Raw genomic sequence first — 26114 nt, 5'->3', positions numbered from 1 at the left:
GCAAGTAAAAAAATACCCCCGCCAGCTCAGGCCGACGGGGGTATGGAAGCGCCTTAAGAAACTTACGTATCAGGCTTCCGGTGACACTGCCACCTCCGGTTCAGGCACCCGGTCTGTCACCACCTCAAGGCTATCCACGCGCTGGTATCCGCGCGGCAGTTTATTACCACGCCGGCCACGCTCACCACGATAGTGTTCGATATCGGCGGGCTTCAGGCGCAGGTGCTGCCTGCCGGCATGCACCAGCAGGGTATCCTCCGGCGACAGAATCGCCAGCGCCACCACCAGCTCCTCTCGTGCAGAGGCACGGGCTGAAGGGATATTAATAATCTTATTACCTTTACCTCTGGCCAGTTCCGGCAGCTCCTGGACAGGGAACACCAGCAGACGCCCCTCATTACTCACCGCCGCCAGCAACTGCTCAGCAGAGGCCTGTACCTTCTGTGGCTGAAGAATTCTGGCATTTTTCGGCAGGGTCAGTGCTGCTTTACCGTTCTTGGTTTTGCTGCTGAGGTCACCGATATTGGTAATAAAGCCATAACCGGCATCTGACGCCATCAGCACTTTATCACTCTCTTTACCGGCGATTGCCGCATCGATTGTCGAGCCTTTTGGCAGGGTCAGACGCCCCGTCACCGGCTCCCCCTGCCCCCGTGCTGAAGGCAGATTGTGGGTTTCTATCGTAAAACTTCGCCCGGTGGTATCCAGCAGGATCGTCGGCTGGTTGGTCCGCCCCAGACAGGCCAGCTTAAAGCCATCACCGGACTTATAATTCAGACCGGCCGCATCAATATCATGCCCTTTTGCCGCTCGAATCCAGCCCTGTTTGGAGATCACCACGGTAACCGGATCAGAAGAAAGCAGGTCTTTCTCACTGAACGCCTGTGCCTCTTCGCGCTCAACAATCGGCGAGCGACGTGCATCGCCATATTTCTCGGCCGCTTCTTTAATCTCGGTTTTAATCAGTTTGCGCATCTTCGCATCAGAGCCAAGAATGCCTTCGAGGTGCTTGCGCTCCTCTTCCAGCTCATTCTGTTCGCTCTGAATCTTGAACTCTTCCAGCTTCGCCAGATGACGCAGTTTCAGATCCAGAATCGCATCTGCCTGAATCTCCGTAAGACCAAAACGGCTGACCAGTTCTGCTTTAGGGTCATCCTCATGGCGGATAATGGCGATCACCTCATCGATATTGAGGTAGGCCACCATTAAACCTTCGAGGATATGCAGACGATCCATCACCTTCTCGAGGCGATGTTGCAGACGCTTACGCACCACCTCGGTTCGCCAGCTCAGCCACTCCACCAGAATCTGGCGCAGATCTTTTACCTGAGGTCGTCCATCGACCCCGATCATGTTCATATTGACCCGGTAGGTGCGCTCCAGATCCGTGGAGGCAAACAAGTGTGCCATCAACTGTTCCAGATCGACCCGGTTTGAGCGCGGCACAATCACCAGGCGAGTCGGGTTTTCATGGTCAGATTCATCGCGCAGGTCACTGACCATCGGCAATTTTTTCTGCTGCATCTGTGCCGCTATCTGCTCCAGCACTTTAGCACCGGAGACCTGATGTGGCAGCGCGGTGATCACAATCTCACCCTGCTCCCGGACATAGACCCCCCGCATCCGTACCGAGCCACGACCCGTTTCGTAGATTTTTCGCAGCTCACGGCGCGGGGTAATAATCTCCGCATCGGTCGGCATATCCGGCCCGGGAACAATCTCTGTCAGCTCATCCAGATCCGCCCGCGGATGGTCCAGCAGGTGGATGCAGGCACTGGCCACTTCGCGCAGGTTATGCGGCAGAATATCGGTCGCCATCCCCACCGCAATACCCGTAGTGCCGTTAAGCAGTACGTTGGGCAGCCGTGCTGGCAGAATCGACGGTTCACGCATGGTGCCGTCAAAGTTAGGCACCCACTCCACCGTACCCTGACCCAGTTCGGCCAGCAGCACCTCGGCATAAGGTGCCAGACGGGATTCGGTATAACGCATCGCAGCGAAAGATTTCGGATCATCCGCCGAACCCCAGTTACCCTGACCATCGATCAGCGGGTAACGGTAGCTGAACGGCTGCGCCATCAGCACCATCGCCTCATAGCAGGCAGAATCACCGTGCGGATGGAATTTACCCAGTACGTCACCCACTGTACGGGCGGACTTTTTGTATTTCGCCGTTGCCTTCAGGCCCAGCTCCGACATCGCATAAACAATACGCCGCTGCACCGGTTTCATCCCGTCACCGATATGCGGCAGGGCACGGTCGAGAATGACGTACATGGAGTAATCCAGATACGCCTTCTCAGTAAAATCTTTTAACGACAGTTTTTCAGTGCCGTCTTCAAAGGTGGTTTCTACGCTCATCTCTGTGTCTTACCACTCAAACTTAAATTCGGTTGCCGGCGAACCGGATTAAACCTCAGCCAGGTTGCCTTTGCTTTCCAGCCACTGCTTGCGGTCAGGGGAACGCTTCTTCGCCAGCAGCATATCCATCACCTCATTGGTGCCGTCACCCGGCTCGATGGTCAACTGCACCAGACGCCGGGTATCCGGAGACATGGTGGTTTCACGCAGCTGCAGGGGGTTCATCTCACCCAGCCCCTTAAAGCGCTGAACGCCGATCTTGGCATTTTTCCGTTCCGCCCTGATCCGCTCCAGAATCCCGTCACGCTCGGCGTCATCGAGGGCGTAGTAGACCTCTTTTGCGACGTCGATACGGTACAGCGGCGGCATCGCCACATAAACATGCCCCGCCGCTACCAGCGGCTTGAAATGACGCACAAACAGCGCACACAGCAGAGTCGCAATATGCAGACCATCGGAGTCCGCATCGGCGAGGATACAGATCTTTCCGTAACGCAATCCATCCAGATTATCCGAGGCAGGTTCAACCCCGATTGCCACTGAAATATCATGAATCTCCTGAGAGCCCAGCACCTCTGCCGGATCAACTTCCCAGGTGTTCAGAATCTTACCGCGTAGCGGCATGATCGCCTGAAACTCACGCTCGCGGGCCTGCTTCGCAGAGCCACCCGCGGAATCACCTTCCACCAGAAACAGTTCCGACTGCATGGTATCGCCGCCGGAGCAGTCTGCCAGTTTGCCCGGCAACGCCGGCCCCTGAGTAACCTTCTTGCGGACCACTTTTTTGTTGGAACGCATCCGTTTCTGGGCGTTGGCAATCACCACCTCCGCCAGTTGCTCGCCCTCTTCCACGTGGCGGTTCAGCCACAAAGAGAACGCATCTTTAATCGTGCCGGAGATAAACGCAGCGATCTGTCGTGAAGAGAGACGCTCTTTGGTCTGTCCGGCAAATTGCGGGTCCTGCATCTTCGCCGAGAGCACGTAACAACACTTTTCCCAGACATCGTCAGCACTCAGCTTAACCCCACGCGGCAGCAGGTTACGGAACTCGCAGAACTCACGCATCGCTTCCAGCAAGCCGGTACGCAAGCCGTTAACGTGAGTACCGCCCTGAGCCGTCGGAATCAGGTTAACGTAGCTCTCACAGGTCATCTCGCCGCCTTCCGGCAACCACTGCACTGCCCACTCAACCGCATCTTCCTCACCCTGCAGCGAACCGGAAAATGGCTCCGCGGGCAGTGTTTCAAAGACCTGAGTCGTGCCTTTGAGGTAGTCCACCAGACCATCTTCATAGTACCACTCGTCTTTCTCACGTTTGGCACCGCTGAGGTCGGTAAACGTCATCTTAAGCCCCGGACAGAGCACCGCTTTAGCGCGCAGATTATGCTTCAGCCGGGAGACACTGAATTTCGGTGTATCAAAATACTGAGGGTCGGGCAGGAAACGTACGGTGGTACCGGTATTGCGCTTACCGCAGGTGTCGATCACTTCCAGATCGGACACTTTTTCGCCATCAGCAAAACCGATCCGGTAAACCTGACTGTCTCGCCTTACCTGAACCTCCAGCAGCTTCGACAAGGCGTTAACCACCGACACCCCTACCCCATGCAAACCACCCGAGTAGTTGTAGTTGTCGTTGTTAAACTTGCCCCCGGCATGCAGTTTACAGAGAATCAGCTCAACCCCGCTGACACCCTGCTCCGGGTGAATATCCACCGGCATCCCACGACCATCATCGGTTACACTCAGGGAGCCATCCTTGTTCAGGACCACATCAATCTGTTTGGCATGACCGGCCAGCGCTTCATCGACCGAGTTGTCGATTACTTCCTGCGCCAGATGGTTAGGCCGGTCGGTTTCGGTATACATCCCGGGACGGCGTTTTACCGGCTCCAGGCCACTTAATACCTCTATGGAATCAGCATTATATTGCTTGGACATCAACTTGGTTCCTGTCTGACCGGGCAGGGCACCCGGCCTGAAATCTGTATGGGTTAAACCGGAACAGGCTCCGGCAGGGCCACCCGCCCTTCGGCAAATGCCAGTATTGCCGGTATCAGTTTTTCGAACTGTTCAAAACCATGGCTGCCACCGGGCTGCACAAACTGCGCGGAATCGGCAAACTTTTCGACCCCTTCCCGATAGTCCAGAGTTTCGTCTGCGGTCTGGGTTAACAGCAGATAAGCCTCGGGGCGGGTTATAACCTCGCAATGCAGATCCAGCAGTTGCTGCATATGCTCCCGGGTCAGTTCGTATTTCTCACCGGTGTAGAGATTCTGATTTTCCCCCAGATACTGAGGTAGCAACTCAAACGGGCGTACCGCCGGATTGATCAGCACTGTGCGCACATGCGGAAAATGCTCAGTCAGCCAGGTACTGTAATAACCACCCAGAGAGCTGCCAAGCAAGACAACCGGTGCAGGAGCATGCTGCTCCACCAGATTCTGCAGCAGAGCCATCGCCTCAGCAGGCCAGTGCGGCAATTCCGGCACCTGTACCTGATCGGCCATCCCCCTTTCAGCCATAGCGCGCTGAAATACCTGCGCCTTCATGGACTGTGCCGAGCTGTTAAAGCCATGTACGTAGATAAATAAAGGTTTTTTCATTCTTATCCTCTGAGGGAAGAACTTACCGGAGGGGGCAGGCAGGCGCAATAGCCGGGATCAGTCGACAGCCAATCGATTGACCCTGACCTGTATTTCACCATCAGCCAAGAGCTGATAACGGGCATAAGCAGGGCCTGCCAGAGTAGTATCGGTCTCAATTTCCGGGCTTTCACAGCCCGCTTTAAACTGGGCTGCCGTTGCCGGCACAGAAAACAGGCGAACACTACCACGCTGAAGTTGCCAGGCCTGATGCACATGACCGAAAACCACACCCCGAACCTGTGGATAACACTCAACAACACTCCAGAACTGATCACTGTTTTGCAGACCAATACGATCCTGCCAGACACTGTTCACCGATACCGGGTTGTGATGCAGTACCAACAGCAGGTGCTGCTCCGGGTCACTCTGCGCCAGTTCCGTGGCCAGAAATTCCAGCTCCGGTTCTGACAACGAGCCCGCTCCCTGACCGTCAGGACTGGCGGTACTGTCGAGCAGAACGATCTTCCAGCCGTTCTGCTCAATCACCTTTTCGCCATAACCCAGCCCGGCAAATCGGAACATCTCAGCGGGCAGATCATGGTTACCGGGAATCCAGCGTGCCGGATAAGGCAATGTTTGCAGGTAGTCACTCAACCGGTCATAGGCCGCCGGCGCATGGTGCGACAGATCCCCGGTCAGCAATAACCAGTCTGCGCTTTCGCTACGAATCTGTTCCAGCACCGATCGCAGGCGTGCTTCCGGTTGTTCTTGATGTAATAGCTTTTCAGGCGCCTGCTGCAGATGCAGATCACTGATCTGCAACAGACTCAACACCGGCTCAGCCACTGAACACGGTCTCCATCCGATGGCCGTGACTGAGGCATTCGCTGAGCCACTCACCCAGATATTCGTTCAACTGCACCTTTTCATCCGGCAGGTGCATATTGCGGTTCGGGTAGGGGTATACGCCGGAGAGCTGTTTACGCCGCTGCATGCAGATCACCTCAGCCATAGACGCATCATGGTACAGACGCACCACCAGCCCCGGGCACTCCAGCCAGGGTGAACTTTTCGCGTAACTGTGACTGACCAGCAGGGTTGAGGTGTACTTGAAGCGCTCATCCACCTTCAGGCGTAAAAACGCCTGATGCTCAGGCCAACTGACCTGAAACTCTCGTTCATCGCAGGTGTCCAGATCCGGCAGCAGCTTCATAATGCGATGGTAGTTCGCCTCACATTGCGCCATCTGACGACTCAGATCCGGGATATATTTACGCTTCATAGCTCCCCATCTATCGTTTGATTTAACCCCAGCGCTGATCCAGATCGGCCTGATTCAGTTGCAACCACTGCAAAGCAATGATGGCAGGGGCATTATTAATTTTACCCGATTGTACCAGTTTATAGGCATCCGCAACTGCCAGCGTATGCACTTTGATATCTTCACCCTCTTCCGCGAGACCATGAATTCCCTCAACACCCTCAGAATCGACGCTGGCACAGAGCAGGTCGATATACTCCCGGGTTCCCCCGGTACTGGGTGCAAAACGGGTAATATGCAGCACCTCACCCAGCTCGGCACCGGCTTCTTCCACCGCTTCGCGCCGGGCCACCTCTTCGCTGCTCTCACCAGGTTCCATAATCCCCGCCACCAATTCCAGCATCCAGGGGCCCTCAGGGCTGTCATAAACGCCTACCCGAAACTGCTCAACCAGAACCACCCGCTGCCTTGGCGCATCGTACAGCAGCACACAAACCGCCTCATCACGCCAGAACAACTCGCGCTGGATACTGATCTCGCCACCGGCAAAGGTTTTGTGCCGCAGATATAATTTCCGCATTTTAAAGAAACCATCGTAGAGCGTTTCCTCCCGCTCAATGCTGAAATCGTTTGTGCCGAATGTCGGTTGCCACTGCTCAGACATGAACCTTCCCTAATCGCTGCCAGAAAAAAACAGACTATAGCAGCCATCCACATCGCTACCAGCCTGTATTAGAAAATTACATGGGATCAACCGATCCGGTGTGACACTTTCATATCACACGCCAGACCGGCGCAGGGTAAGAAACAATGAGCTGAAGAGAGAAAAAAAGGCCGATTACAGAGCGTAACCGACGCTTAGGGTCAGGCCTGACGCCGGGACTCTTTCCCCGGTATGCCGGTGCAGCGTCGCTGCGAGATAAACAGTGAGCTCTCGCTCTGCCGTTTGGCCTCTTTCTTTGCCATGGCGGCCAGCTCAGCCACTTCGTGAAAGCTGCTGCAACGGTATGGGTCAGGGTGGACCACACCGATCGCCAGCCCCAGCAGAGGGAAAAAGGTGCTATCGCCCTTACGGTCGCTGGCCCAGATGCCACCGGCCTGCAACTCTTTTGGAGAATAGAATTCACGCACCTCACGATCAAAGTCACGCAGGATGCGTTCACACCTTAACTCCCAGTCCTGAGTGCGGAAGATCACTACAAAGTCATCGCCGCCGATATGGCCGATAAAGTTACCCGGATGGGACACATGCCGCCCGAGCAACTCGCCCAGCAGACGAATCACCTGATCCCCTTTGGAGTAGCCATAACAGTCATTAAAGGGTTTAAAATTATTCAGATCAAAATAAGCCACATGGAAATCGGCGGTTTGCCGCAACAGACTGTCGAGCTCATTATTGATCGGCACATTACCCGGCAGCAGCGTCAGCGGGTTAGCATAACGGGCGTTCTGAATCTTAAGTTCGGTCAGGCGCTTGAGCAGATCACGCAGATTCCCCATACCCAGATAACATTCATCTTCGGTGATGATAATATCCTGCTGCAGAGCACTGTGTTCCTGCTCGGTCACCAGCCGGGAGACCTCCACCAGACTCATTTTGCTTTCTACAAACAGCACATTTTCACTGAGCAGCCGGGCAGCGGGCTTCTTCTCATACAAAGCCCGGCCATACTGGGTTGAAAACAGCTCCAGCAGATCCGATTTACGCACCACTCCAACAGGCACACCATCGCGCACCACCGGCAGGGCGGTCATCTCAGGATGACTGAAAAACAGTTCGCTGACCGCCAGTACCGGATCCTCCGGCGCGACCGCCGGTGCACAACGTAGCAGCGCCATCGCGGTTTCACTGCTTTTCAGTTGCTCTACAGGCTGCGGCTTCAATGATTCACACAGAGCAACAGGCGTCCAGACCGGAGCAGGATCCGGGCTCGGATAACCGAGGTAAAAACCCTGACCAATACCGATGCCCAGCTCCATCAGCGTGGCCACCTCTTCCTGACGCTCAATCCCCTCAGCAAGTACCTGACACCCCAGCGCATTGCTGATATTAAAAATCGCCCGGACAAACTCGCGCTTTACCGCATCACGATCAATATAGGAGACAAAGTGACGATCGATCTTGACGTATTCAGGATTCAGCTCCGACCATAGTTTGAGGCCGGAGTAACCGGTCCCCAGATCATCAACCGCTACCTGAAAGCCCATATTGCGGTAATACTCCACCGCACTCAGGGTCAGGCCATGCTGATCAAACGGGTGCTGCTCAGAGAGCTCTATGACAATATCTTCAATGGAGATACCCAACTGCTGCAGCAACTCAGCGGTAAAACCCTCGGTATGCTCAGGGGTACCCAGTAACGAAGCACTGATATTAAGGAACAGCTTGCCGCCCGGTTTGAGTTCGGCAAAACGCTCCAGTGAACGACGCCGGCAGAGCAGCTCGAGGGTATGCAGCAGATTATTCTCGATCGCCGTCTGAAACAGCGCTCCCGGCGAAGCCATTGCGCTTCCCGCCGGCCCACGGATCAATGCCTCGTAGCCGATCACCTCATTCTTTTTCAGATCCACAATCGGCTGAAAATGAGGATAAAGGGCTTCGGTCTCAAGAATCTCTAAAAGCAGATCACGACGCTGAACCGCATCGATCCCCTCTGTTGCAAATACCATATACTGCTAACCGGCTAAGACTGCACAAACCCGGAAGGCTAGCGTATGTATATTACATTTGAGTGAAAATGTTTAAGCGGGTAAGCCGCCGCATCAGGATCCGACAGAGCCCTGCGGCGGATTGTCTTATTATCGCAATCTCAGCATTGAGGTCAGGCTTCGCCCGCCGCAAACTGACGCAGCAACTGAATCTCGTCGGCCCAGATGGTTTCATCGATCGTTTCCAGCACCAGCGGGATACCCCGGAATCGATCATCAGACATGATAAAACGGAACACTTCCAGACCGATCTCGCCCTGCCCCAGGCTGTGGTGCCGGTCTAAGCGGGAGTTAAAACCCCCTTTGGAATCGTTCAGGTGCATCCCCTTGAGATACTCAAAGCCAACAATCCGCTCGAATTCGGAGAACACTTCGGCACAGCTCGCCTGCGTCCGGATATCATAACCCGCTGCGAACATATGACAGGTGTCGATACAGACCCCGACCCGGCTTTTATCGTCCACGCCATCAATGATCGCTGCCAACTGCTCAAAGCTATGCCCCAGATTACTGCCCTGTCCGGCCGTGTTTTCAATCACCGCCACAACATCCTGTGTCTGTGCAACCGCAAGGTTGATCGACTCAGAGATTCGGGCAATGCACTCCGCCTCGGATATTTTCCGCAAGTGGCTGCCGGGATGAAAATTCAGATAGACCAGCCCCAGTTGTTCGCAGCGCTGCATCTCATCGAGAAACGCCGCACGGGACTTCTCCAGCGGCTCTGATTCAGGATGTCCCAGATTAATCAGGTAGGAGTCGTGGGGCAGAATCTGTTCCGGCTGCAGGTTCAGCGCGGCACAATTCTTTTTAAAGGAGGCGATGGTCTTACTGTCCAGCGGCTTAGCCTCCCAGCGACGCTGGTTTTTAGTAAACAGGGCAAAGGCGTTGGCACCAATCTGTCTGGCATTCAGCGGCGCATTCTGTACGCCGCCGCTGGCGCTGACATGGGCACCGATATAGTAGGGGATCTGCTGGCTCATAATCTACTCAACTTCAATTCAGGCGCAGACGATACCAGCAATCCCCTCAGGGCAACAGCCCCGGATATTACAGCTTGCAGGCACCGCCGAGGCAGTCGTCAAACTGCATCTCTTCCAGCTCCTGCCGGTTAGCCTGAGCGGCCTTTAACCGTTGCAGCATTTCGCCCTCTTCTCCGGCACTCTCTTCAACGCCTGCTTTGGCAAAGACCGCCAGCAGCAGGTTTAACTCATCCAGGGTAAATTCGTTCATCAGAAACTCCACTATCCGTTTCAGGCAGGCAGCAGGTGATCCACTAGCAACTGCACCGTTTTTTGTCCACGAAACTCGTTCACATCCAGCTTATACACCACCCGGACCCGGGTGATTGATTCATCAGGCCACTGCTCCATATCGGCATTAAACTGGATTGCATCCAACGCCAGCCCGGAGACGGGCTCCATCAATACCATTTTCAGATGGCGCTGACCAACAACTCTCTGTTGCAGTAATGAGAACTCGCCTTCAAACAGGGGTTCCGGGAACTGATGCCCCCAGGGCCCCGCCTCGCGCAGCATCTCGGCCAGCTCCAGATTAAAGTCTGCGGCACTGAGGCTGCCATCTGTCAGCACCTGCTGCTGCAGGTCGGCCTCAGATAGCTGGTTTCTTACTTCGCTGTCAAAAGCCTGCTGGAACAGTTCCAGATCACTTTCACGAATGGTCAGCCCGGCCGCCATGGCATGGCCGCCAAACTTACGCAGTAACTGTGGATAACGTGCTGCAATGGCATCCAGACCGTCACGTATGTGAAACCCGGGAATGGAGCGCGCAGAACCTTTCAGTTCACCCTCATCACCCTGTGCAAAGGCAATTACCGGGCGATGTGTCCTCTCTTTAATGCGCGATGCGAGAATACCGATCACCCCCTGATGCCACTCGGGCTCGTACAGTGAAAGTCCGTAGGGCAACCGGGCATCATCAAGCTGCAGACTGGTGAGTAGTTGCAGCGCCTGTTGCTGCATCTCCTGCTCAATTCCCTTACGCTCTTGATTCAGATCGTTGAGGGTCGCCGCCAGCTCTCTCGCCCGCTGCTCCGATTCTGTCAGCAGGCACTCAATGCCAATCGACATATCCTCCAGCCGTCCGGCAGCGTTCAGGCGTGGTGCCAGCGCATAGCCCAGATCAGCCGAGGTCACTTTGTGCTGCTGGCGTGCGGAGAGTTCGATCAGCGCTTTCAGCCCCGGGCGACAGAAACCCGCCCGGATCCGCTGCAATCCCTGATAAACCAGCACCCGGTTGTTCTGCTCCAGCGGTACCACATCCGCCACCGTACCCAGTGCTACCAGATCCAGCAGAGTAGCCAGATTCGGCAGCTCCAGGCCTCGCTGCCGGAACCAGTCCTGCTGCTGCAAAGCCCGGCGCAGAGCGATCATCACGTAGAAGATCACACCCACTCCACAGGTAGACTTGGCACTGAAACCACAGGCGGGCTGGTTCGGATTCACAATCGCGCAGGCCGCCGGTAAGCTGGCACCCGCCAGGTGATGATCCGTGACGATCACATCCAGCCCCGCTTCGGCGGCGGCTGCGACACCCTCAATACTGGAGATGCCGTTATCGACCGTAATCAGCAGATCCGGGGCCTGCTTCAGGGCTTCGGCGACGATCTCCGGGCTGAGACCGTAACCGTACTCGAACCGGTTGGGCACCAGATAACTGACCTCTGCCGCCCCCATCATGCGCAGCGCCAGCACCGCAACAGCCGTACTGGTAGCTCCATCACAGTCAAAATCGCCGATAATCAGAATCCGCTCGCCCCGCTGCAGGGCTGTAACCAGCCGCTCTACCGCTTCAGGTATGCCTGACATCGTCTCATCCGGCAGCAGCTCTTTGAGATTACGCCCTAAACCTTCGAGATCATGGATCCCCCGGGTGGCATAAATTCGCGCCAGTACCGGGTTCGTCTGGGAGAAAACCGGCAGGTCCGGGTCAACCGCCGGCCGCTGACTGATACTGAGTTGCTTCATGGTTGTTCCCGGTTATCCACAGGTCCCGGCAGCCACTCGGCGGTTTTTCCGGTGAGGTAATAGGCGGCCAGACCAATCCATTCGCGGACCGCCGTATTGAGATCTGCCATATTGCTATTCAGATTCGGCGAAAAACGGTTTTCCGATACCCGGTAGTCCACCGGATAAGGCAGCACATCAATCCCTGCCTGACGGTACAGGCCCATCGAGCGCGGCATATGGAAGGCCGAAGTGACCAGCAGCCATTTGCCCTCAGGGGCAGGCTCCATCTCGCGGATCAGCTCTTTGGTATACAGGGCGTTCTGCCAGGTGTTACGTGAGTCCCGATCGAACAGGACCCGGCTTTCGATCCCCTGTTCATCCAGCCACTGCTTCGCGACATCCGCACCCCGATATTCAGGCCGCAACAGAGAGCCGGAACCGCCGCTGAAAATCAGTGTTGCCTGCGGGTAACGTTTCCACAGGGCCGGCGCACTCATCAGTCGTTCTGCTGCGTCATTAAACTGCGGCTGATCAGAGAGCACAGAACGCTCGGCATCTTCGCCACCTCCCAGCACGATAATGCCCGCGACAGGCGCTTCAAGCTGTTCCAGATCTGTTTTCGGAAAACGCTGTTCCAGTGGTTCCAGCAGGTAGTTGCCCAGAGGAAACGCGCTGATCAGTAACATCAGTAGAACCGAACCCCACACCAGAATGACACCGAGTACCCGCCGCCAGAGCAACAGACCCAGCAACAGCATCAGCAGCAGGAAGTGATCCGGCTGGACGATAATCCAGAACAGTTTAGAAAGGGAAAAAAACAGATCAGTCATAAATTCAGCGTCCTTGTATGCCTGCAACGTCCGCCCGGAAGATACAAAAAACCCGACGGATTGCGTCGGGTTTTTAGACTAACACATTACGCTTATTCGGTGTGTACGTGGCTGGCAACAAACTTCTGTACGGTAGCCAGATCGTTGTCCAGCACCTGCAGTTGCTCTTCGCGCTCGAACAGGTCGCTCATATGTGCAGGCAGTTGCGGCGCTTCCAGACCCGCTTTAACCACCGGCTCAGGGAATTTCACCGGATGTGCGGTTGCCAGTGTGATCATCGGTACCGCCGGGTCACGGTTGCATTCGCGCGCGGCTTTAACGCCGATTGCGGTGTGCGGGTCGAGCAGGTACTCAGTTTCTGCATAAACCTGCTTGATTACATCACAAGTGGTTTCATCATCCACCGCATAGCTGTCGAACAGTTCGCGTACTTTTTCCCAACGTGCCGGATCCAGTTCTACCGATTCTTTGGAGAAGCGGGACATCAGCTCGCTGATCTCAGCGCCATCACGACCGTAAACATCGAACAGCATACGCTCGAAGTTAGAGGAAACCATGATATCCATTGACGGAGACAGGGTGTGAACCAGCTCACCTTTGGACATATCATTGCCGGAGATAACCCGGTGCAGAATGTCGTTACGGTTAGTTGCCACAACCAGTTGCTTAACCGGCAGACCCATCTGCTTAGCCAGGTAACCGGCGAAGATATCACCGAAGTTACCGGTCGGTACCGAGAAGCTCACCTCACGATGAGGGCCACCCAGCGCCAGCGACGCAGAGAAGTAGTAAACGATCTGGGACATAATACGTGCCCAGTTGATCGAGTTTACTGCACCCAGCTTCATGCCGTTAAGGAAATCCTGATTGGCAAAGCTGTCTTTAACCATCTGCTGGCAGTCGTCGAAATTACCTTCCAGCGCGATGTTAAATACGTTGTCTTTGATGATGGTTGTCATCTGACGACGCTGCACTTCAGACACACGATTGTGCGGATGCAGGATAAAGATATCCAGATGCTCGCTGTGACAGCAGCCCTCAATCGCCGCAGAACCTGTATCACCTGAGGTTGCCCCCATGATCACCAGATGCTCACCGCGCTTTTTCAGGGCGTAATCCATCAGACGGCCCAGCAGTTGCAGCGCAAAGTCTTTAAATGCCAGAGTCGGGCCGTGGAACAGTTCCAGTACCCACTCGTTGGTGCCCAGCTCTTTCAGCGGCGCCACCGCGGTGTGATTGAAACCGGCATAGGTTTCATCAATCATCCGCTTCAGTTCAGAGTCATCAATGCAGTCAGCCACGAACGGCTGGATCACGTTGAACGCCAGCTCGTTGTATGGCAGACCTGACCAGGAAGCGATCGTTTCTTTGCTGAACTGAGGCAGCTCTTCCGGTACATAGAGGCCACCGTCACTGGCCAGACCTGCCAGCAACACCTCTTCGAAGTTCATCGCCGGAGCCTGGCCCCGGGTAGAGATATATTTCACGGGGTTAACTCCTTAGCTGTCAAAGTGCTCAACACGGATGCGGGTTACGCTGCCGTTGATCTCTTCCAGTGCTTCGATCTGGGCAATCGCATCGTTAACCTTCTGCTCCAGAACCGACTGAGTCAGGATAATAACCGGCACCTGATCTTCGCTGGTCTCTTTCTGGATGATCGCTTCGATATTGATCTCCTGAGAACCCAGAATGCTGGTGATCTTCGCCAGAACACCCGGTTTTTCCTGCGCATCCATCCGCAGGTAGTAGGCAGATTCAGTCTGCTCCACCGGCAGGATCGGCGCATTCGACAGCTCGGATGGCTGGAACGCCAGATGCGGCACACGGTTATCCCGGTCAGCCGTCAGGGTACGAACCACGTCAACAATATCTGCAACCACGGCAGAGGCTGTCGGCTCAGAGCCCGCGCCGGCACCGTAGTACATAGTCTGACCGACCGCATCGCCGTCAACCAGCACCGCATTCATCACACCATTAACATTGGCGATCAGCGCACTCTCAGGGATCAAAGTCGGGTGAACACGCAGCTCTACACCGTTGTCAGTGCGGCGGCTGATACCCAGATGCTTGATGCGGTAACCCAGCTCTTCAGCATACTGTACGTCTTCACGAGTGATCTTGCTGATCCCTTCAGTGAAGGCTTTTTCAAACTGCAACGGAATGCCAAACGCCAGAGAAGCCAGAATAGTCAGCTTGTGCGCCGCATCGATACCCTCAACGTCGAAAGTCGGATCAGCTTCCGCATAACCCAGCGCCTGCGCTTCTTTCAGTACGTCATCGAAATCACGGCCTTTGTCACGCATTTCGGTGAGGATGAAGTTACCGGTACCGTTGATGATACCTGCCAGCCAGTTGATACGGTTCGCTGCCAGACCTTCACGAATCGCCTTGATGATCGGGATTCCACCCGCCACAGAGGCTTCAAACGCGACCATCACGTTTTTCTTCTGTGCCGCTTCAAAGATCTCGTTACCGTGAACAGCAATCAGCGCCTTGTTGGCAGTGACAACATGTTTTCCGTGCTCGATCGCAGTCAGCACCAGCTCTTTAGCTACGTCGTAACCACCAATCAGCTCAACAACGACATCGATTTCCGGGTTTTTAGCTACCGCGAAAATATCGTCGGTAATATGGGTGCCTTTGGTATCGCAGTCCGGATTGGTATGACGCGCACCAATCGCTTCAACCATAATTTTACGCCCTGCCCGACGAGCAATCTCCTCGGCATTGCGTTTCAGCACATTAAATGTGCCACCACCGACTGTACCCAGTCCGCAGATACCCACTTTAACCGGTTTCAAACCTGCACCTCGCATGCTGTTGAACTAATAAAAACCGTCGCTTTGTCATTTTCTGAGGCAAATGCGGCGATCAGCAAAAAATAAGGCGGTTATTATAGCGAATCTGAGGCCATAGCTCTATCTCTGACCCGGTATGCAGCAGAAAATAAAAGGGGACCCGAAGGTCCCCTGAAATTGCCACCAGACGATATGCCGCTTACTTTACGCCCAGCATATTCGCAAGTTGTCTGGCCGGTACATAACCCGGTACCAGACTGCCATCTTCCAGCACCAGCGCAGGGGTACCCGTTACGCCCATTTCATGGCCCATACCGTACTGTTCCATCACCGGGCTGGCACAATCGGAGCCTTTAATACCTCCGCCTGTTTTAGCCTGATCCATCGCATCCTGACGGGCCTGAGCATCACCCGCACACCAGATACTGTTCATCTGACGATGCGCCTGTGAACCTGCCCCCGCACGCGGAAAAGCCAGATAGCTGACCTCAACACCCATTTTATTCAGCTCCGCAACTTCACCATGCAGCTTCACGCAGTATGGGCAGGAGATATCGGTAAACACATGGACACGTGCCTTCACCTCACCTTCAGGTGAGAAGGTCACTTTCTCCTCAGTTTTGATCTTAGCCAGTGTCGCTTTACGCTCACCGTTGCGCGCAACACTCAGCTCCTGCTTTTTCACCTCGGTCACATTAACCAGCCCCTGCTCTTCCGTCAGGGTCACCATCTGGCCGATCAGAAAACTTTTAGCTTCACTGTTGACATACAGAATATCACCATTACTCAGGACCACTTCATCGATCCCGCTTACCGGTGATGACGCCACCTCCGCAACGCTCAGACCCGGTGCCAGTTGCTCCAGCACCTGATTGACGAAGCTCCGGGTATCCTCAGAGGCATTAACAACTGAACTCAGCCCTGAGAAGATCAACAGAGCAATGCTAAGCAACTTTTTCATAATTTCCTCAATATAAACGTAGAGAGACCCGGTTCACCTGGTCTTTCCAAGTGACAGCAGAACACCCGACAAAGTTCAGCAGTGTAGCAAATTAGCCGCGCGGATGGTGCTGTTGATGCAGGCTTTGTAAGCGGTGTTTTGCCACATGCGTGTAGATCTGGGTGGTAGACAGGTCGCTATGACCCAGCAGCATCTGTACCACCCTCAAATCAGCACCATGATTCAGCAGATGGGTCGCAAAGGCATGACGTAATACATGCGGAGACAGCGGTTTATCAATACCGGCGATCAGTGCATGGCGCTTAACCCGGTGCCAGAAGGTTTGTCGCGTCATCTGCTGCCCCCGCCGGCTGGGAAAGAGCACATCAGCCACCTGCTCTCCCATCAGCAACGGACGAACCTGACGCAGATATTGCCGCACCCAACTGATCGCCTCCTCCCCCATCGGCACCAGCCGCTCCTTGCCACCTTTACCCATAACCCGGATCACCCCCTGATTGAGGTTTACCTCATGCAACTGCAGACTGACCAGCTCTGTCACCCGCAAACCGGTGGCATACAGCAGCTCCAGCATAGCCCGGTCGCGAAACTGCACCGGATCATTCAGCTCTGGCGCTTCCAGCAGGGCTATAACATCTTGCTCAGTCAGGGTTTTCGGTAGACGACGGCCTTTTTTCGGACTCTCTACCAACAGGGTCGGGTCTTCGCTGATCTGCTCTTCGCGCAACAGGTAATGATAGAAGCCACGTAAACAGGAGAGCATCCGAGCGGTCGAGCTGGCACGCAGCTTCTCCCGAACCCGCCATGTCAGATACTGCTGCAGATCGGCCCGGCTACAGGTCAGCAGATCCATGTTCCGGGTGAACAGCCAGCCTGCGAACTGGAGCAGATCCCGGCGGTAAGATGAGAGCGTATTTTCGCTGAGCCCCTTCTCCATCCAGAGCGCATCCAGATAGGTATCGATCAGTTGCTGATCTTCCGGGGTCAGCTCTACAGTTTGCCGGGGCGCCACAGAGTTTCCGGCCGTTGGTCAGTGATAAAGCTTAGCAGTTTCGATCTTTTCCATCGCAATCGGGTAGGTAGCCGTACCGCGACCATCAACCAGACGATGTTCAATCGTCACCTCTTTTGACGTGGCCGAAATCAGCTTACCTTCAACCTTGCGGCCGAAATAGGTGTACAGCGCCACCGTTTCTCCCAGATGAGCACTCAGAGAGGAGACGGAAATCGGCTTAAACGACTTACGCTGCGGAGTACGGTCAAACGAAGACACCACGGGCGTTTTCGGCTCGGCATCCGCTTCAGGCGCCATGTCAGAGGCATCCTCGACAACCTCTTCAGGCTGTACCAGATCATCGGTCTGATCACCCGCAATCGCCACCTCCGTATCGGAGACTGCTGGTTGTTCGACCAGTGTCGGGTCAGGCAACTGCCAGCTCACACCGTCCAGACTGACCGGCTTGCCGGACAGCTCAACGTAAGGATTCAGTGCATCGAGCAGATCAGACGGGGTCTGAATCAGCGCCATAGACTGAACACCAAAGCCCTGCGGGATATCCACCCGCATGGAGAAAGACCCACCCGGATTATTCAGGGTATCGATGCTGGCCATCACCGGCTCCGGAATGATCCAGCCTTCACTCGCCAGACGCTGAGCCAGCAGGCTACGATAGCGCTCGCGATAAGCCGGTTCCTCTTCCTTATTCAACTTGGCACAGAAGCGATTGCGACGCTTGTTGTAGCCGCGATCTTTAAATTCCACCTCAAAACGGTTCAACTGCGGCTGTGCAAACATCAGGCTTTGCATATCCAGCTCACTGGTAGCAACCTGCAAGGTAACCGAAGCCTGCATATCCGCCATGCGTTCAGTTTTCGAGTTAACATCGAGGAAAATCTGGCGGTCGACTGCGTCAAACCCGTACTGCAGGGAGAGATCAGAGCTCAGACTGCCGTAACCCATTTTCCGCAGCTCATTCACACCGACATAGCTCAGATCACCACAACCCAGTGTTTCATAGCTCTGCCCGGTTATTTCCATGCCGCCCTGCATATCTTCCGCCATACGGTTCCAGTCGCGGACATAATCACTGTTCAGATCAAGCACAATGCCGGTGAGTTTAAGATCGAGCGATTCCGGTATCTCACCCTGATTCAGCTTTTCACTGAGATCCAGCAGAAAACCCCAGGAGGGAGCTTTCAGGGTCGCCGACTGCATCTGGATACTGTTGCTGTTTCCTGCCGGCGTGAAGCTCATCTGCTTCAGGCCGACTTCAGAGCCCAGCAGATCGATATGTACCTGCTGGTATTGCATGGTGGCAAAGGGGGCGATTTCGCGGGCGAATTCATCGGCAGCGGAGGAAACTTTCCACCAGATAAATCCATAGGCACCGGCGGCCAGCACGACAGGAATAAGGATCAGAACCAACAGCGTACTCAGTGTCTTGATCAGTTTCTTCTGCATAGGACCCCGAAACCTCTCCTTAATCGCAGGGAATAGAAAACAATGCTTTATTATGGGCTTGAAACAGCAAAGCTGTCCAACCCTTTGCCCTTTTCAAGGCACAAAAAAAGCGGCATAAAGCCGCTTTTTTCAATCTGCTGATCAACGAGTCGCTTAGCCCAGCTTCTCTTTGATACGTGCAGATTTACCAGAACGCTCACGCATGTAGTAAAGTTTCGCCTGACGAACGTCACCGCGACGCTTAACTTCGATGCTGTCTACAGTCGCGCTGAAAGTCTGGAAAGTACGTTCCACACCAACACCGTGAGAGATTTTACGCACAGTGAACGCAGAGTTCAGGCCGCGGTTACGCTTGCCCAGAACAATACCTTCGAACGCCTGCAGACGTGTACGAGTTCCTTCAACTACTTTTACCTGAACCACAACAGTATCACCTGGTGCGAATTCTGGTACTTCTTTGCTCATCTGTTCAGCTTCAAGCTGCTGAATAATTAGGTTTTTGCCGCTCATCGGTCACTCCTAAACATTCAACCTTCGGACCCTTGGGTCTCCCGGATAAAATCGGTTAACAATGCCTTCTGCTCAGCGTCCAACTCCAGAGATTCCAACAGATCGGGCCGGCGTTGCCAGGTTCTCCCTAACTGCTGTTTCAGACGCCAGCGTCTGATCTCTTTATGGTTGCCGCTCAGCAACACTTCAGGTACCTGCATATCATCAAGCTGTTCCGGGCGGGTGTAGTGCGGACAATCCAGCAAACCGTCGTGAAACGAATCCTCGATGGCTGAATCCTGATGTCCCAGTACGCCGGGCACCAGTCTGGAAACCGCATCAATCATGGTCATCGCCGGCAGTTCACCGCCGCTGAGGACAAAATCCCCTAATGACCACTCTTCATCGATCTCCGATTCAAGCAGACGCTCATCAATACCTTCATAGCGTCCTGCCACCAGAATCAGCTTCTCACGCGAAGCCAGTTCCTGCACACCCGCATGATCCAGTCGGCGCCCCTGAGGTGACAGATAGATCACTTTGACCTCATCACCTGCTGCCTCTCTGGCAGCCTGGATAGCATCCCGCAGCGGCTGAACTTTCATCAGCATACCGGGGCCGCCCCCATAGGGCCGGTCGTCTACAGTTTTATGCTTATCGTGCGCGAAATCCCGGGGACTCCAGCACTGCATCTGTATCAGACCGTTTTTAACCGCCCTTCCTGTTACGCCGTAGCAACGAATTGCTTCAAACATTTCAGGAAAGAGTGTTACCACACCGAACCACATGGTTCAGAACTCGGGGTCCCAATCGACCCGCATGGTACCTGTTTCCAGGTCAATTTCTTTAATCACCTGCTCAGGAAGGTAAGGCAGTAGTCGCTCTTTCTGATCGACACTGTCCTTGGTACCTTTCACCACCAGCACATCATTTGAGCCGGTTTCCAACAGGTGGCTTACCTTACCCAGTAATACACCGGATTCGGTATAAACAAGCAGTTTCTGTAACTGGTTCCAGTAGTACTCACCCTCTTCCAGTTGAGGAAGCTGGTTTGCATCGGTTGAGATCTCTAAACCGCAGTAGCTGCGAGCCAGATCACGATCATCCACACCGGCCAGTTTTGCGATCAGTCCTTTGCCGTGGCGTTTGCTGGATTCCACTTCAACCGGTTTAACCCGGCCGTCGATCTTCAGCAACCAGGGCGAATAGTCGAAGATGTTTTCCATCGGGTCGGTAAAGGAATAGATTTTCACCCAACCTTTAACCCCATAGACCGCAGTAATTTTACCGAGAACCATTGTCTCTTGTGCTGAACTACTGCTCATCTTGCCGCCTGATCCAGAAACTTACTTTTAATTACTCAGCTGCTTTGGCTTCTTTAACCAGTGCAGCAACACGGTCAGACAGCTGTGCGCCTTTACCCTGCCAGTATTCAACACGGTCCAGAGCGATACGCAGACGCTCTTCCTGGCCACGTGCAGAAGGGTTGAAGAAACCCACACGCTCAATAAAACGACCATCACGCGGATTACGCGAGTCAGCTACTGAGATGTGATAGAAAGGACGCTTCTTAGCGCCACCACGAGACAAACGAATTGTTACCATGCGTTAGATCCCTTTATTGAGTGGGTTTTAGTATCGCCCACTGTTAGATTTACCAGCCGACCGTGAGGACAGACTGGGCCATTAAAAATCAGGGCGGCAATTCTACGCGAATTTGCCGCCCTGATAAAGCCTTTTGTCTATTATTCAGACATTCTGATGTGCGCCGGTTACATGCGCGGGAAGCCGCCCGGGCCTCCCATACCACCCATGCCGCCCGGACCACCGCCCATACCCGGCGGCAACATACCTTTCATTCCACGCATCATTTTGGACATGCCGCCTTTGCCGCTGAATTTCTTCATCATTTTCGACATCTGCTTATGCTGTTTAAGCAGGCGGTTCACATCCTGGATCTGGGTGCCGGAACCCATGGCGATACGTTTTTTCCGTGAACCGGAAATAATATCGGGCTTTCTGCGCTCTTCCGGGGTCATGGAGTTGATGATCGCCTCCATCTGATGCATCCCTTTTTCGGCGTTGGCAGCGTCCGCCGCCTGAGCCAGCTGCCCCATACCCGGCAGCTTGTCGAGCATGCCCATCATGCCGCCCATGTTCTTCATCTGGCTGATCTGTTCGCGGAAATCTTCAAGATCGAAGCCTTTACCCTTCTGGATCTTCTTCGCGAACTTCTCCGCCTTGGCCTTATCGATCTTCTGTTCTGCTTCTTCGATCAGGGAGAGCACGTCACCCATGCCGAGAATTCGGGACGCAACACGATCCGGATGAAACGGCTCCAGCGCATCGACTTTTTCACCCACACCGAGGAACTTGATCGGCTTGCCGGTAATCTGACGCACAGACAGTGCCGCACCACCACGGGCATCACCATCGGTTTTGGTCAGCACCACACCGGTCAGCGGCAATACTTCATTAAAGGCGCGCGCGGTATTCGCAGCGTCCTGACCGGTCATCGCATCAACCACAAACAGGGTTTCGATCGGGTTAACCGCCTGATGCAGACGCTTGATCTCACCCATCATGTCTTCATCCACATGAAGACGACCGGCGGTATCCACCAGCACTACGTCATGATGCTGAATCTTAGCGTGGGCAATCGCCGCATTCGCGATATCAACCGGGTCCTGATCGGCGGTTGAAGGGAAGAAGTCTACCTGCACTTCGCCTGCCAGGGTTTCCAGCTGCTTGATCGCCGCCGGACGGTAGACGTCAGCAGAAACCACCAATACTTTTTTCTTCTCACGCTCACGCAGGTGACGACCCAGTTTCGCAACCGAGGTGGTTTTACCCGCACCCTGCAGACCGGCCATCAGTACAACGGCCGGCGGTGTCGCGGCCAGGTTCAGCTTTTCATTCGCCTCCCCCATCACCTTGACCATCTCTTCATTGACGATCTTGACGAAGACCTGACCCGGGGTCAGGCTTTTGGTGACTTCGGTGCCAACTGCCCGCTCTTTAACGCCGTTTACAAACTCTTTAACAACCGGCAGCGCCACGTCCGCTTCAAGCAGGGCCATACGCACTTCGCGCAGGGTGCCTTTAATATTGTCTTCCGTCAGTTTCGCCTGACCGGTGACTGAGCGCAGCGTTTGCGTAAGTCGTTCTGTTAAATTCTCAAACATGTCCTACCTCAAATACCCCGCGCCCGGGCGTCTACAGCATGGCAAAGGGAAAACTTAAAATCTCGGATAGATAATCGCGGCATTATACCGTACTCACCGCGGCCTTAGCAGCCCCCTGCTTCTTTTATCCGCCCTCCATCTATGCCAAACTAGCCATCTGCTGCAGCGATCTGCCGGATCTGAGGCCACAGCAGGCCCCGATCAACCCTCAGGCAGGTCCACACAGTACCACCCTGAAACACCGATACTGTTCTGTCGGAACACTGGACTGTAGAGACAAACATGTTACTGATTTCCACGTTGCTTGCCGTACTCCTTTACTCCGCTACTGCCGGTCTGCAGTGGCAGGTTATGAAAGGTCAGCGACAGCAGTCCCGCAGCCTCAACCAACTGCTTGGCCTTGGCGGCCTGTGCGCCCATACACTGGCGATCTATCTGGTGCTGCATCAGCCGGGCGGCATCAACCTCAGCGTTTTCAGCGTCGGCTCGCTGATCTCCTGGCTGGTTGCCGGGCTGGTACTGCTGAGCAGCCTGCGCCAGAGTATCGACAACCTGTTTATCGGTGTCTTTCCGATGGCAGCTCTGACGGCACTGGCGACCTTACTGGCCGGTGTAGCGCCGGGCCGCGATTATGATTCCGGCCTGATCCTGCATATTCTGCTGTCGATTCTGGCTTACAGTATCTTTACCATCGCTGCGATACAGGCCATCCTGCTGTCGCGCCAGATTGCTGCCCTGAAACATCACCACACCCGGGGTCTGGTGGCGTCACTTCCGCCGCTGCAGACCATGGAGCGCCTGCTGTTTGAGATGGTCTGGACCGGACTGATCCTGCTCACCGCCTCGCTGCTGACCGGATTCATTGTCTTTGAAGATCTGTTTGCTCAGCACCTGGTCCATAAAACCGTTCTTTCGATCATCGCCTGGGGGCTTTACGCTACACTGCTGTTCGGCCGTATCAGCTTCGGCTGGCGCAGTCTCACCGCCGTTCGCTGGACCCTGACCAGCTTTGTTACGCTGGCACTTGGCTTCTTTGGCAGCAAGATGGTCATTGAGTGGCTGGTCTGAGCGCTGTCACTGGACTAAAGTTGCCCGCAGGCCCGATTAATTCTGCTGTCATTCCCTTGACAGCCAAGGTGCCAAATTTAAAAATGGCACTCCATTCATAAGATAGGCGTACAGTCTTGGAAGACGCATCGATCGGCTTTCTCCTTGGAGTTCTCTGCTTCCTGATTCTTTGTTCTGCTTTTTTCTCCAGCTCGGAAACGGGCATGATGTCGCTCAACCGCTACCGGCTGAAACATCTGGTTAAAAAGAAACATCGCGGTGCCCGTAAGGCCAGCAAACTTCTGGCCCGTCCAGACCGTCTGATCGGGGTTATCCTGATCGGTAATAACTTCGTTAACATTCTTGCCTCAGCCATCGCCACCGTGATCTGTGTACGCCTCTGGGGCGACACCGGCATTATGATTGCCACCGCCGGTCTGACCGTGATCATTCTGATCTTTGCTGAAGTATCGCCAAAAACCATGGCAGCTATGCACCCGGAGAGGATCGCCTTCCCTGCTGCCTATGTGCTGTCGCCGTTACTGAAGCTGATCTACCCACTGGTGTGGGTTATCAATGGCATTACGAATACCTTCCTGCGCCTGTTCGGAATCAAAGTCACCGGTGAGAACAGCCATCACCTGAGTACCGAAGAGCTGCGTACACTGGTTAATGAAGCCGGTGCACTGCTGCCGCAGAACAACCAGAATATGTTGCTGGGCGTGCTGGAACTGTCCGAAGTGACGGTTAACGATATTATGATCCCGCGAAATGAGGTGGTCGGCATCGATCTGGATGACGATATCGATACCATCATCGAGCAACTCAGTTGTACCGACCATACCCGCCTGCCGGTGTATCAGGGCGAGCTGAACAAGGTGGTCGGCCTGCTGCATATGCGTAACCTGGCGCAGGTATTCCATAAAGGCACCGTAACCAAAGCGGCAATTTTGCAGGTAATCCGTGAGCCTTACTTTATTCCGGAGAGCACTCCGCTGCAGACGCAATTGCTGAACTTTCAGGCCCAGAACCGGCGTATCGGTCTGGTGGTGGATGAGTACGGCGATATTCAGGGCATCGTGACGCTGGAAGACATCCTCGAAGAGATTGTCGGCGAGCTCTCCTCCAATAACCGTGATGATGGCCACGATGTTTTCCTGCAGGAAGATGGCAGCTATTTCGTTGAAGGCTCAGCTTACATCCGCGATGTAAACAAAGCGCTGGACTGGAACCTGCCGACCGATGGCCCGAAAACGATGAACGGACTGATTACCGAGACGCTGGAATCGATCCCGGATGCGAACGTCTGTCTGCAGTTGGCCAACTATCGGATTGAAACCCTGCAGATCAGCGATAATGTCATCAAAACAGCCCGAATTATCGCGCTTGAGATCGAAGACGACGACTGACACCCAATAAGCTGAGCCTGTTAAACCGGGCTCAGCTTGTCTTCTACACTTCGCACTTTGTCATCCATGCTCTGCTCCCGGTCGGTCCGGGTTCCCATCCGCATAGAGGTGGTGATACGCGGCGCGCCCATCGCATGAACCACTTCATGGCAACGCTTCACCGCGGCCATCACCTGATCCCAGTCACCTTCCACATTAGTACCATAGGCATGCATCTGGTGCTTTAATCCGGCATCCTGCAACACGCGCTGACAGGCCGCCACATAGTCGGAAACCGAGACACCAACGCCCAGCGGAACAATACAGATATCGATCATCACTTGCATACAATCACTCCTTCAGCACACCCTGCTCGCGCAGGTGAATCTTGCGCCAGACTTCGCGCTTTTCCTCATCGCTGTAAACACCCCACTCAGCTATTTCAATGCCGCTGCGCTGACAGGCGATACACAGATCGTTCTCATCCAGCGCACAGACACCCACGCAGGGGTTAGGCACAGGGCGGTTCGTTTGCTCCGTCATAGGTTTTCCTGCGCTTGAAAACCGCTGTTGAAACGGCGCATATTCTCAACATAGTGTCGGGCATTCTCCTGCAATCCGGCCACCTGCTCCGCATTCAGGGTACGTTTTACTTTTGCCGGTGAGCCAACCACCAGCGAGTGATCAGGTATCTCCATACCTTCGGGTACCAATGCATTAGCTCCGATCAGACAACCTTTACCGATCTTCGCGCCATTGAGTACCACCGCGCCGATACCAATCAGAGAGCCATCTCCCACCTCGCAGCCATGCAGCATCGCCATATGTCCAACCGTCACGTCAGCGCCCAGACGCAGCGTGTAACCGGGATCAGTGTGCAATACCGCACCGTCCTGAACATTACTGCCGGGGCCGATAATGATCGGATCGTTATCACCACGAATAACCACGTTAAACCAGATGCTGCTGCGATCATGCAACTCAACATTACCGATCACCGTCGCGTTGTCTGCAACAAAATGTTCTTTACCAAGCAGGCGCACCGCCTGACCTTCCAGGGAATAGAGCAT

26 protein-coding genes are annotated in these 26114 nt (G+C 54.6%); 2 read left to right on the top strand and 24 right to left on the bottom strand.

Annotated elements, in window-relative coordinates; genetic code table 11:
- Nucleotides 1–69: 69 nt before the first annotated feature.
- From parC to ffh, 21 genes are all read right to left on the bottom strand, one after another.
- The gene (gene parC, locus QUD59_RS09775) at nucleotides 70–2361 is read right to left on the bottom strand and encodes a DNA topoisomerase IV subunit A (protein ID WP_286236756.1); all 2292 of its coding nucleotides are present in this window, start codon (nucleotides 2359–2361) and stop codon (nucleotides 70–72) included.
- A 48-nt stretch (nucleotides 2362–2409) separates the two neighbouring features.
- Nucleotides 2410–4302 carry a DNA topoisomerase IV subunit B gene (gene parE, locus QUD59_RS09770; RefSeq protein WP_286236755.1) on the bottom strand — a complete coding sequence of 631 codons (1893 nt, stop codon included), beginning with the start codon at nucleotides 4300–4302 and terminating at the stop codon, nucleotides 2410–2412.
- A gap of 53 nt (nucleotides 4303–4355) precedes the next feature.
- Nucleotides 4356–4967: a YqiA/YcfP family alpha/beta fold hydrolase gene (locus QUD59_RS09765; RefSeq protein ID WP_286236754.1), complete on the bottom strand. Its 612-nt coding sequence runs from the start codon at nucleotides 4965–4967 to the stop codon at nucleotides 4356–4358.
- A gap of 57 nt (nucleotides 4968–5024) precedes the next feature.
- On the bottom strand, nucleotides 5025–5795 hold the full coding sequence (locus tag QUD59_RS09760; protein ID WP_286236753.1) for a metallophosphoesterase: 771 nt from the start codon (nucleotides 5793–5795) through the stop codon (nucleotides 5025–5027).
- A complete protein-coding gene (locus QUD59_RS09755; RefSeq protein WP_286236752.1) occupies nucleotides 5788–6231 on the bottom strand; it encodes a DUF1249 domain-containing protein in 444 nt (147 codons plus the stop codon). The genes QUD59_RS09760 and QUD59_RS09755 overlap by 8 nt, the downstream gene beginning before the upstream one ends.
- 22 nt (nucleotides 6232–6253) lie before the next feature.
- On the bottom strand, nucleotides 6254–6874 hold the full coding sequence (locus QUD59_RS09750) for an NUDIX domain-containing protein (protein ID WP_286236750.1): 621 nt from the start codon (nucleotides 6872–6874) through the stop codon (nucleotides 6254–6256).
- A 200-nt stretch (nucleotides 6875–7074) separates the two neighbouring features.
- Nucleotides 7075–8880 (bottom strand): GGDEF domain-containing protein, encoded by a 1806-nt coding sequence (locus tag QUD59_RS09745; protein ID WP_286236748.1) that lies wholly within the window; start codon nucleotides 8878–8880, stop codon nucleotides 7075–7077.
- A 152-nt stretch (nucleotides 8881–9032) separates the two neighbouring features.
- Complete coding sequence (nfo, locus tag QUD59_RS09740; protein ID WP_286236745.1) at nucleotides 9033–9899, bottom strand: deoxyribonuclease IV; 867 nt, start codon at nucleotides 9897–9899, stop codon at nucleotides 9033–9035.
- 67 nt (nucleotides 9900–9966) lie between these two features.
- Nucleotides 9967–10149, bottom strand: coding sequence for a hypothetical protein (locus tag QUD59_RS09735; RefSeq protein ID WP_286236743.1), 183 nt, complete (start codon nucleotides 10147–10149; stop codon nucleotides 9967–9969).
- A gap of 20 nt (nucleotides 10150–10169) precedes the next feature.
- Nucleotides 10170–11903, bottom strand: a complete 1734-nt coding sequence (recJ, locus tag QUD59_RS09730; RefSeq protein WP_286236741.1) for a single-stranded-DNA-specific exonuclease RecJ — start codon at nucleotides 11901–11903, stop codon at nucleotides 10170–10172.
- Nucleotides 11900–12715 (bottom strand): YdcF family protein, encoded by an 816-nt coding sequence (locus QUD59_RS09725; protein ID WP_286236739.1) that lies wholly within the window; start codon nucleotides 12713–12715, stop codon nucleotides 11900–11902. The genes recJ and QUD59_RS09725 overlap by 4 nt, the downstream gene beginning before the upstream one ends.
- Nucleotides 12716–12807: 92 nt before the next feature.
- Complete coding sequence (thrC, locus tag QUD59_RS09720) at nucleotides 12808–14202, bottom strand: threonine synthase (RefSeq protein ID WP_286236738.1); 1395 nt, start codon at nucleotides 14200–14202, stop codon at nucleotides 12808–12810.
- A 12-nt stretch (nucleotides 14203–14214) separates the two neighbouring features.
- Complete coding sequence (locus QUD59_RS09715) at nucleotides 14215–15516, bottom strand: homoserine dehydrogenase (RefSeq protein WP_286236737.1); 1302 nt, start codon at nucleotides 15514–15516, stop codon at nucleotides 14215–14217.
- A 196-nt stretch (nucleotides 15517–15712) separates the two neighbouring features.
- Complete coding sequence (locus tag QUD59_RS09710) at nucleotides 15713–16474, bottom strand: thioredoxin fold domain-containing protein (protein ID WP_286236736.1); 762 nt, start codon at nucleotides 16472–16474, stop codon at nucleotides 15713–15715.
- Between the two features lie 91 nt (nucleotides 16475–16565).
- The gene (xerD, locus tag QUD59_RS09705) at nucleotides 16566–17411 is read right to left on the bottom strand and encodes a site-specific tyrosine recombinase XerD (RefSeq protein ID WP_286241018.1); all 846 of its coding nucleotides are present in this window, start codon (nucleotides 17409–17411) and stop codon (nucleotides 16566–16568) included.
- 93 nt (nucleotides 17412–17504) lie between these two features.
- A complete protein-coding gene (locus tag QUD59_RS09700; RefSeq protein ID WP_286236735.1) occupies nucleotides 17505–18935 on the bottom strand; it encodes a hypothetical protein in 1431 nt (476 codons plus the stop codon).
- Nucleotides 18936–19088: 153 nt separating this feature from the next.
- A complete protein-coding gene (gene rplS, locus QUD59_RS09695) occupies nucleotides 19089–19445 on the bottom strand; it encodes a 50S ribosomal protein L19 (protein WP_286236733.1) in 357 nt (118 codons plus the stop codon).
- A 17-nt stretch (nucleotides 19446–19462) separates the two neighbouring features.
- A complete protein-coding gene (trmD, locus tag QUD59_RS09690; protein WP_286236732.1) occupies nucleotides 19463–20212 on the bottom strand; it encodes a tRNA (guanosine(37)-N1)-methyltransferase TrmD in 750 nt (249 codons plus the stop codon).
- A 3-nt stretch (nucleotides 20213–20215) separates the two neighbouring features.
- Complete coding sequence (gene rimM / locus QUD59_RS09685) at nucleotides 20216–20749, bottom strand: ribosome maturation factor RimM (RefSeq protein ID WP_286236731.1); 534 nt, start codon at nucleotides 20747–20749, stop codon at nucleotides 20216–20218.
- Between the two features lie 31 nt (nucleotides 20750–20780).
- A complete protein-coding gene (gene rpsP / locus QUD59_RS09680) occupies nucleotides 20781–21029 on the bottom strand; it encodes a 30S ribosomal protein S16 (protein ID WP_286236729.1) in 249 nt (82 codons plus the stop codon).
- Between the two features lie 167 nt (nucleotides 21030–21196).
- Nucleotides 21197–22609 (bottom strand): signal recognition particle protein, encoded by a 1413-nt coding sequence (ffh, locus tag QUD59_RS09675; protein WP_286236728.1) that lies wholly within the window; start codon nucleotides 22607–22609, stop codon nucleotides 21197–21199.
- Nucleotides 22610–22891: 282 nt separating this feature from the next.
- Here ffh and QUD59_RS09670 point away from each other — a divergent pair, with 282 nt between their 5' ends.
- Together QUD59_RS09670 and QUD59_RS09665 are read left to right on the top strand one after the other, a co-directional pair.
- Nucleotides 22892–23677, top strand: a complete 786-nt coding sequence (locus QUD59_RS09670; RefSeq protein WP_286236727.1) for a cytochrome C assembly family protein — start codon at nucleotides 22892–22894, stop codon at nucleotides 23675–23677.
- Nucleotides 23678–23793: 116 nt separating this feature from the next.
- On the top strand, nucleotides 23794–25065 hold the full coding sequence (locus tag QUD59_RS09665) for an HlyC/CorC family transporter (RefSeq protein WP_286236726.1): 1272 nt from the start codon (nucleotides 23794–23796) through the stop codon (nucleotides 25063–25065).
- Nucleotides 25066–25085: 20 nt separating this feature from the next.
- On the opposite strand, the gene QUD59_RS09660 is transcribed toward QUD59_RS09665, so the two are convergent.
- Genes QUD59_RS09660 through QUD59_RS09650 form a run of 3 tightly spaced genes read right to left on the bottom strand, consistent with a single transcriptional unit; the run spans nucleotide 25086 to nucleotide 26114 of the window.
- Nucleotides 25086–25391, bottom strand: a complete 306-nt coding sequence (locus tag QUD59_RS09660) for an MTH1187 family thiamine-binding protein (protein WP_286236725.1) — start codon at nucleotides 25389–25391, stop codon at nucleotides 25086–25088.
- A 4-nt stretch (nucleotides 25392–25395) separates the two neighbouring features.
- On the bottom strand, nucleotides 25396–25587 hold the full coding sequence (locus QUD59_RS09655; RefSeq protein WP_286236723.1) for a DUF1289 domain-containing protein: 192 nt from the start codon (nucleotides 25585–25587) through the stop codon (nucleotides 25396–25398).
- Complete coding sequence (locus QUD59_RS09650; protein ID WP_286236722.1) at nucleotides 25584–26114, bottom strand: gamma carbonic anhydrase family protein; 531 nt, start codon at nucleotides 26112–26114, stop codon at nucleotides 25584–25586. Before QUD59_RS09650 ends, QUD59_RS09655 begins: the two co-directional genes overlap by 4 nt.

This window comes from Neptuniibacter halophilus, assembly GCF_030295765.1.
Taxonomy (GTDB): Bacteria; Pseudomonadota; Gammaproteobacteria; order Pseudomonadales; family Balneatricaceae; genus Neptuniibacter; species Neptuniibacter halophilus.
The sequence above is the reverse complement of the archived record's forward strand: the minus strand, read 5'-3'. Positions and strand labels throughout refer to the sequence as shown.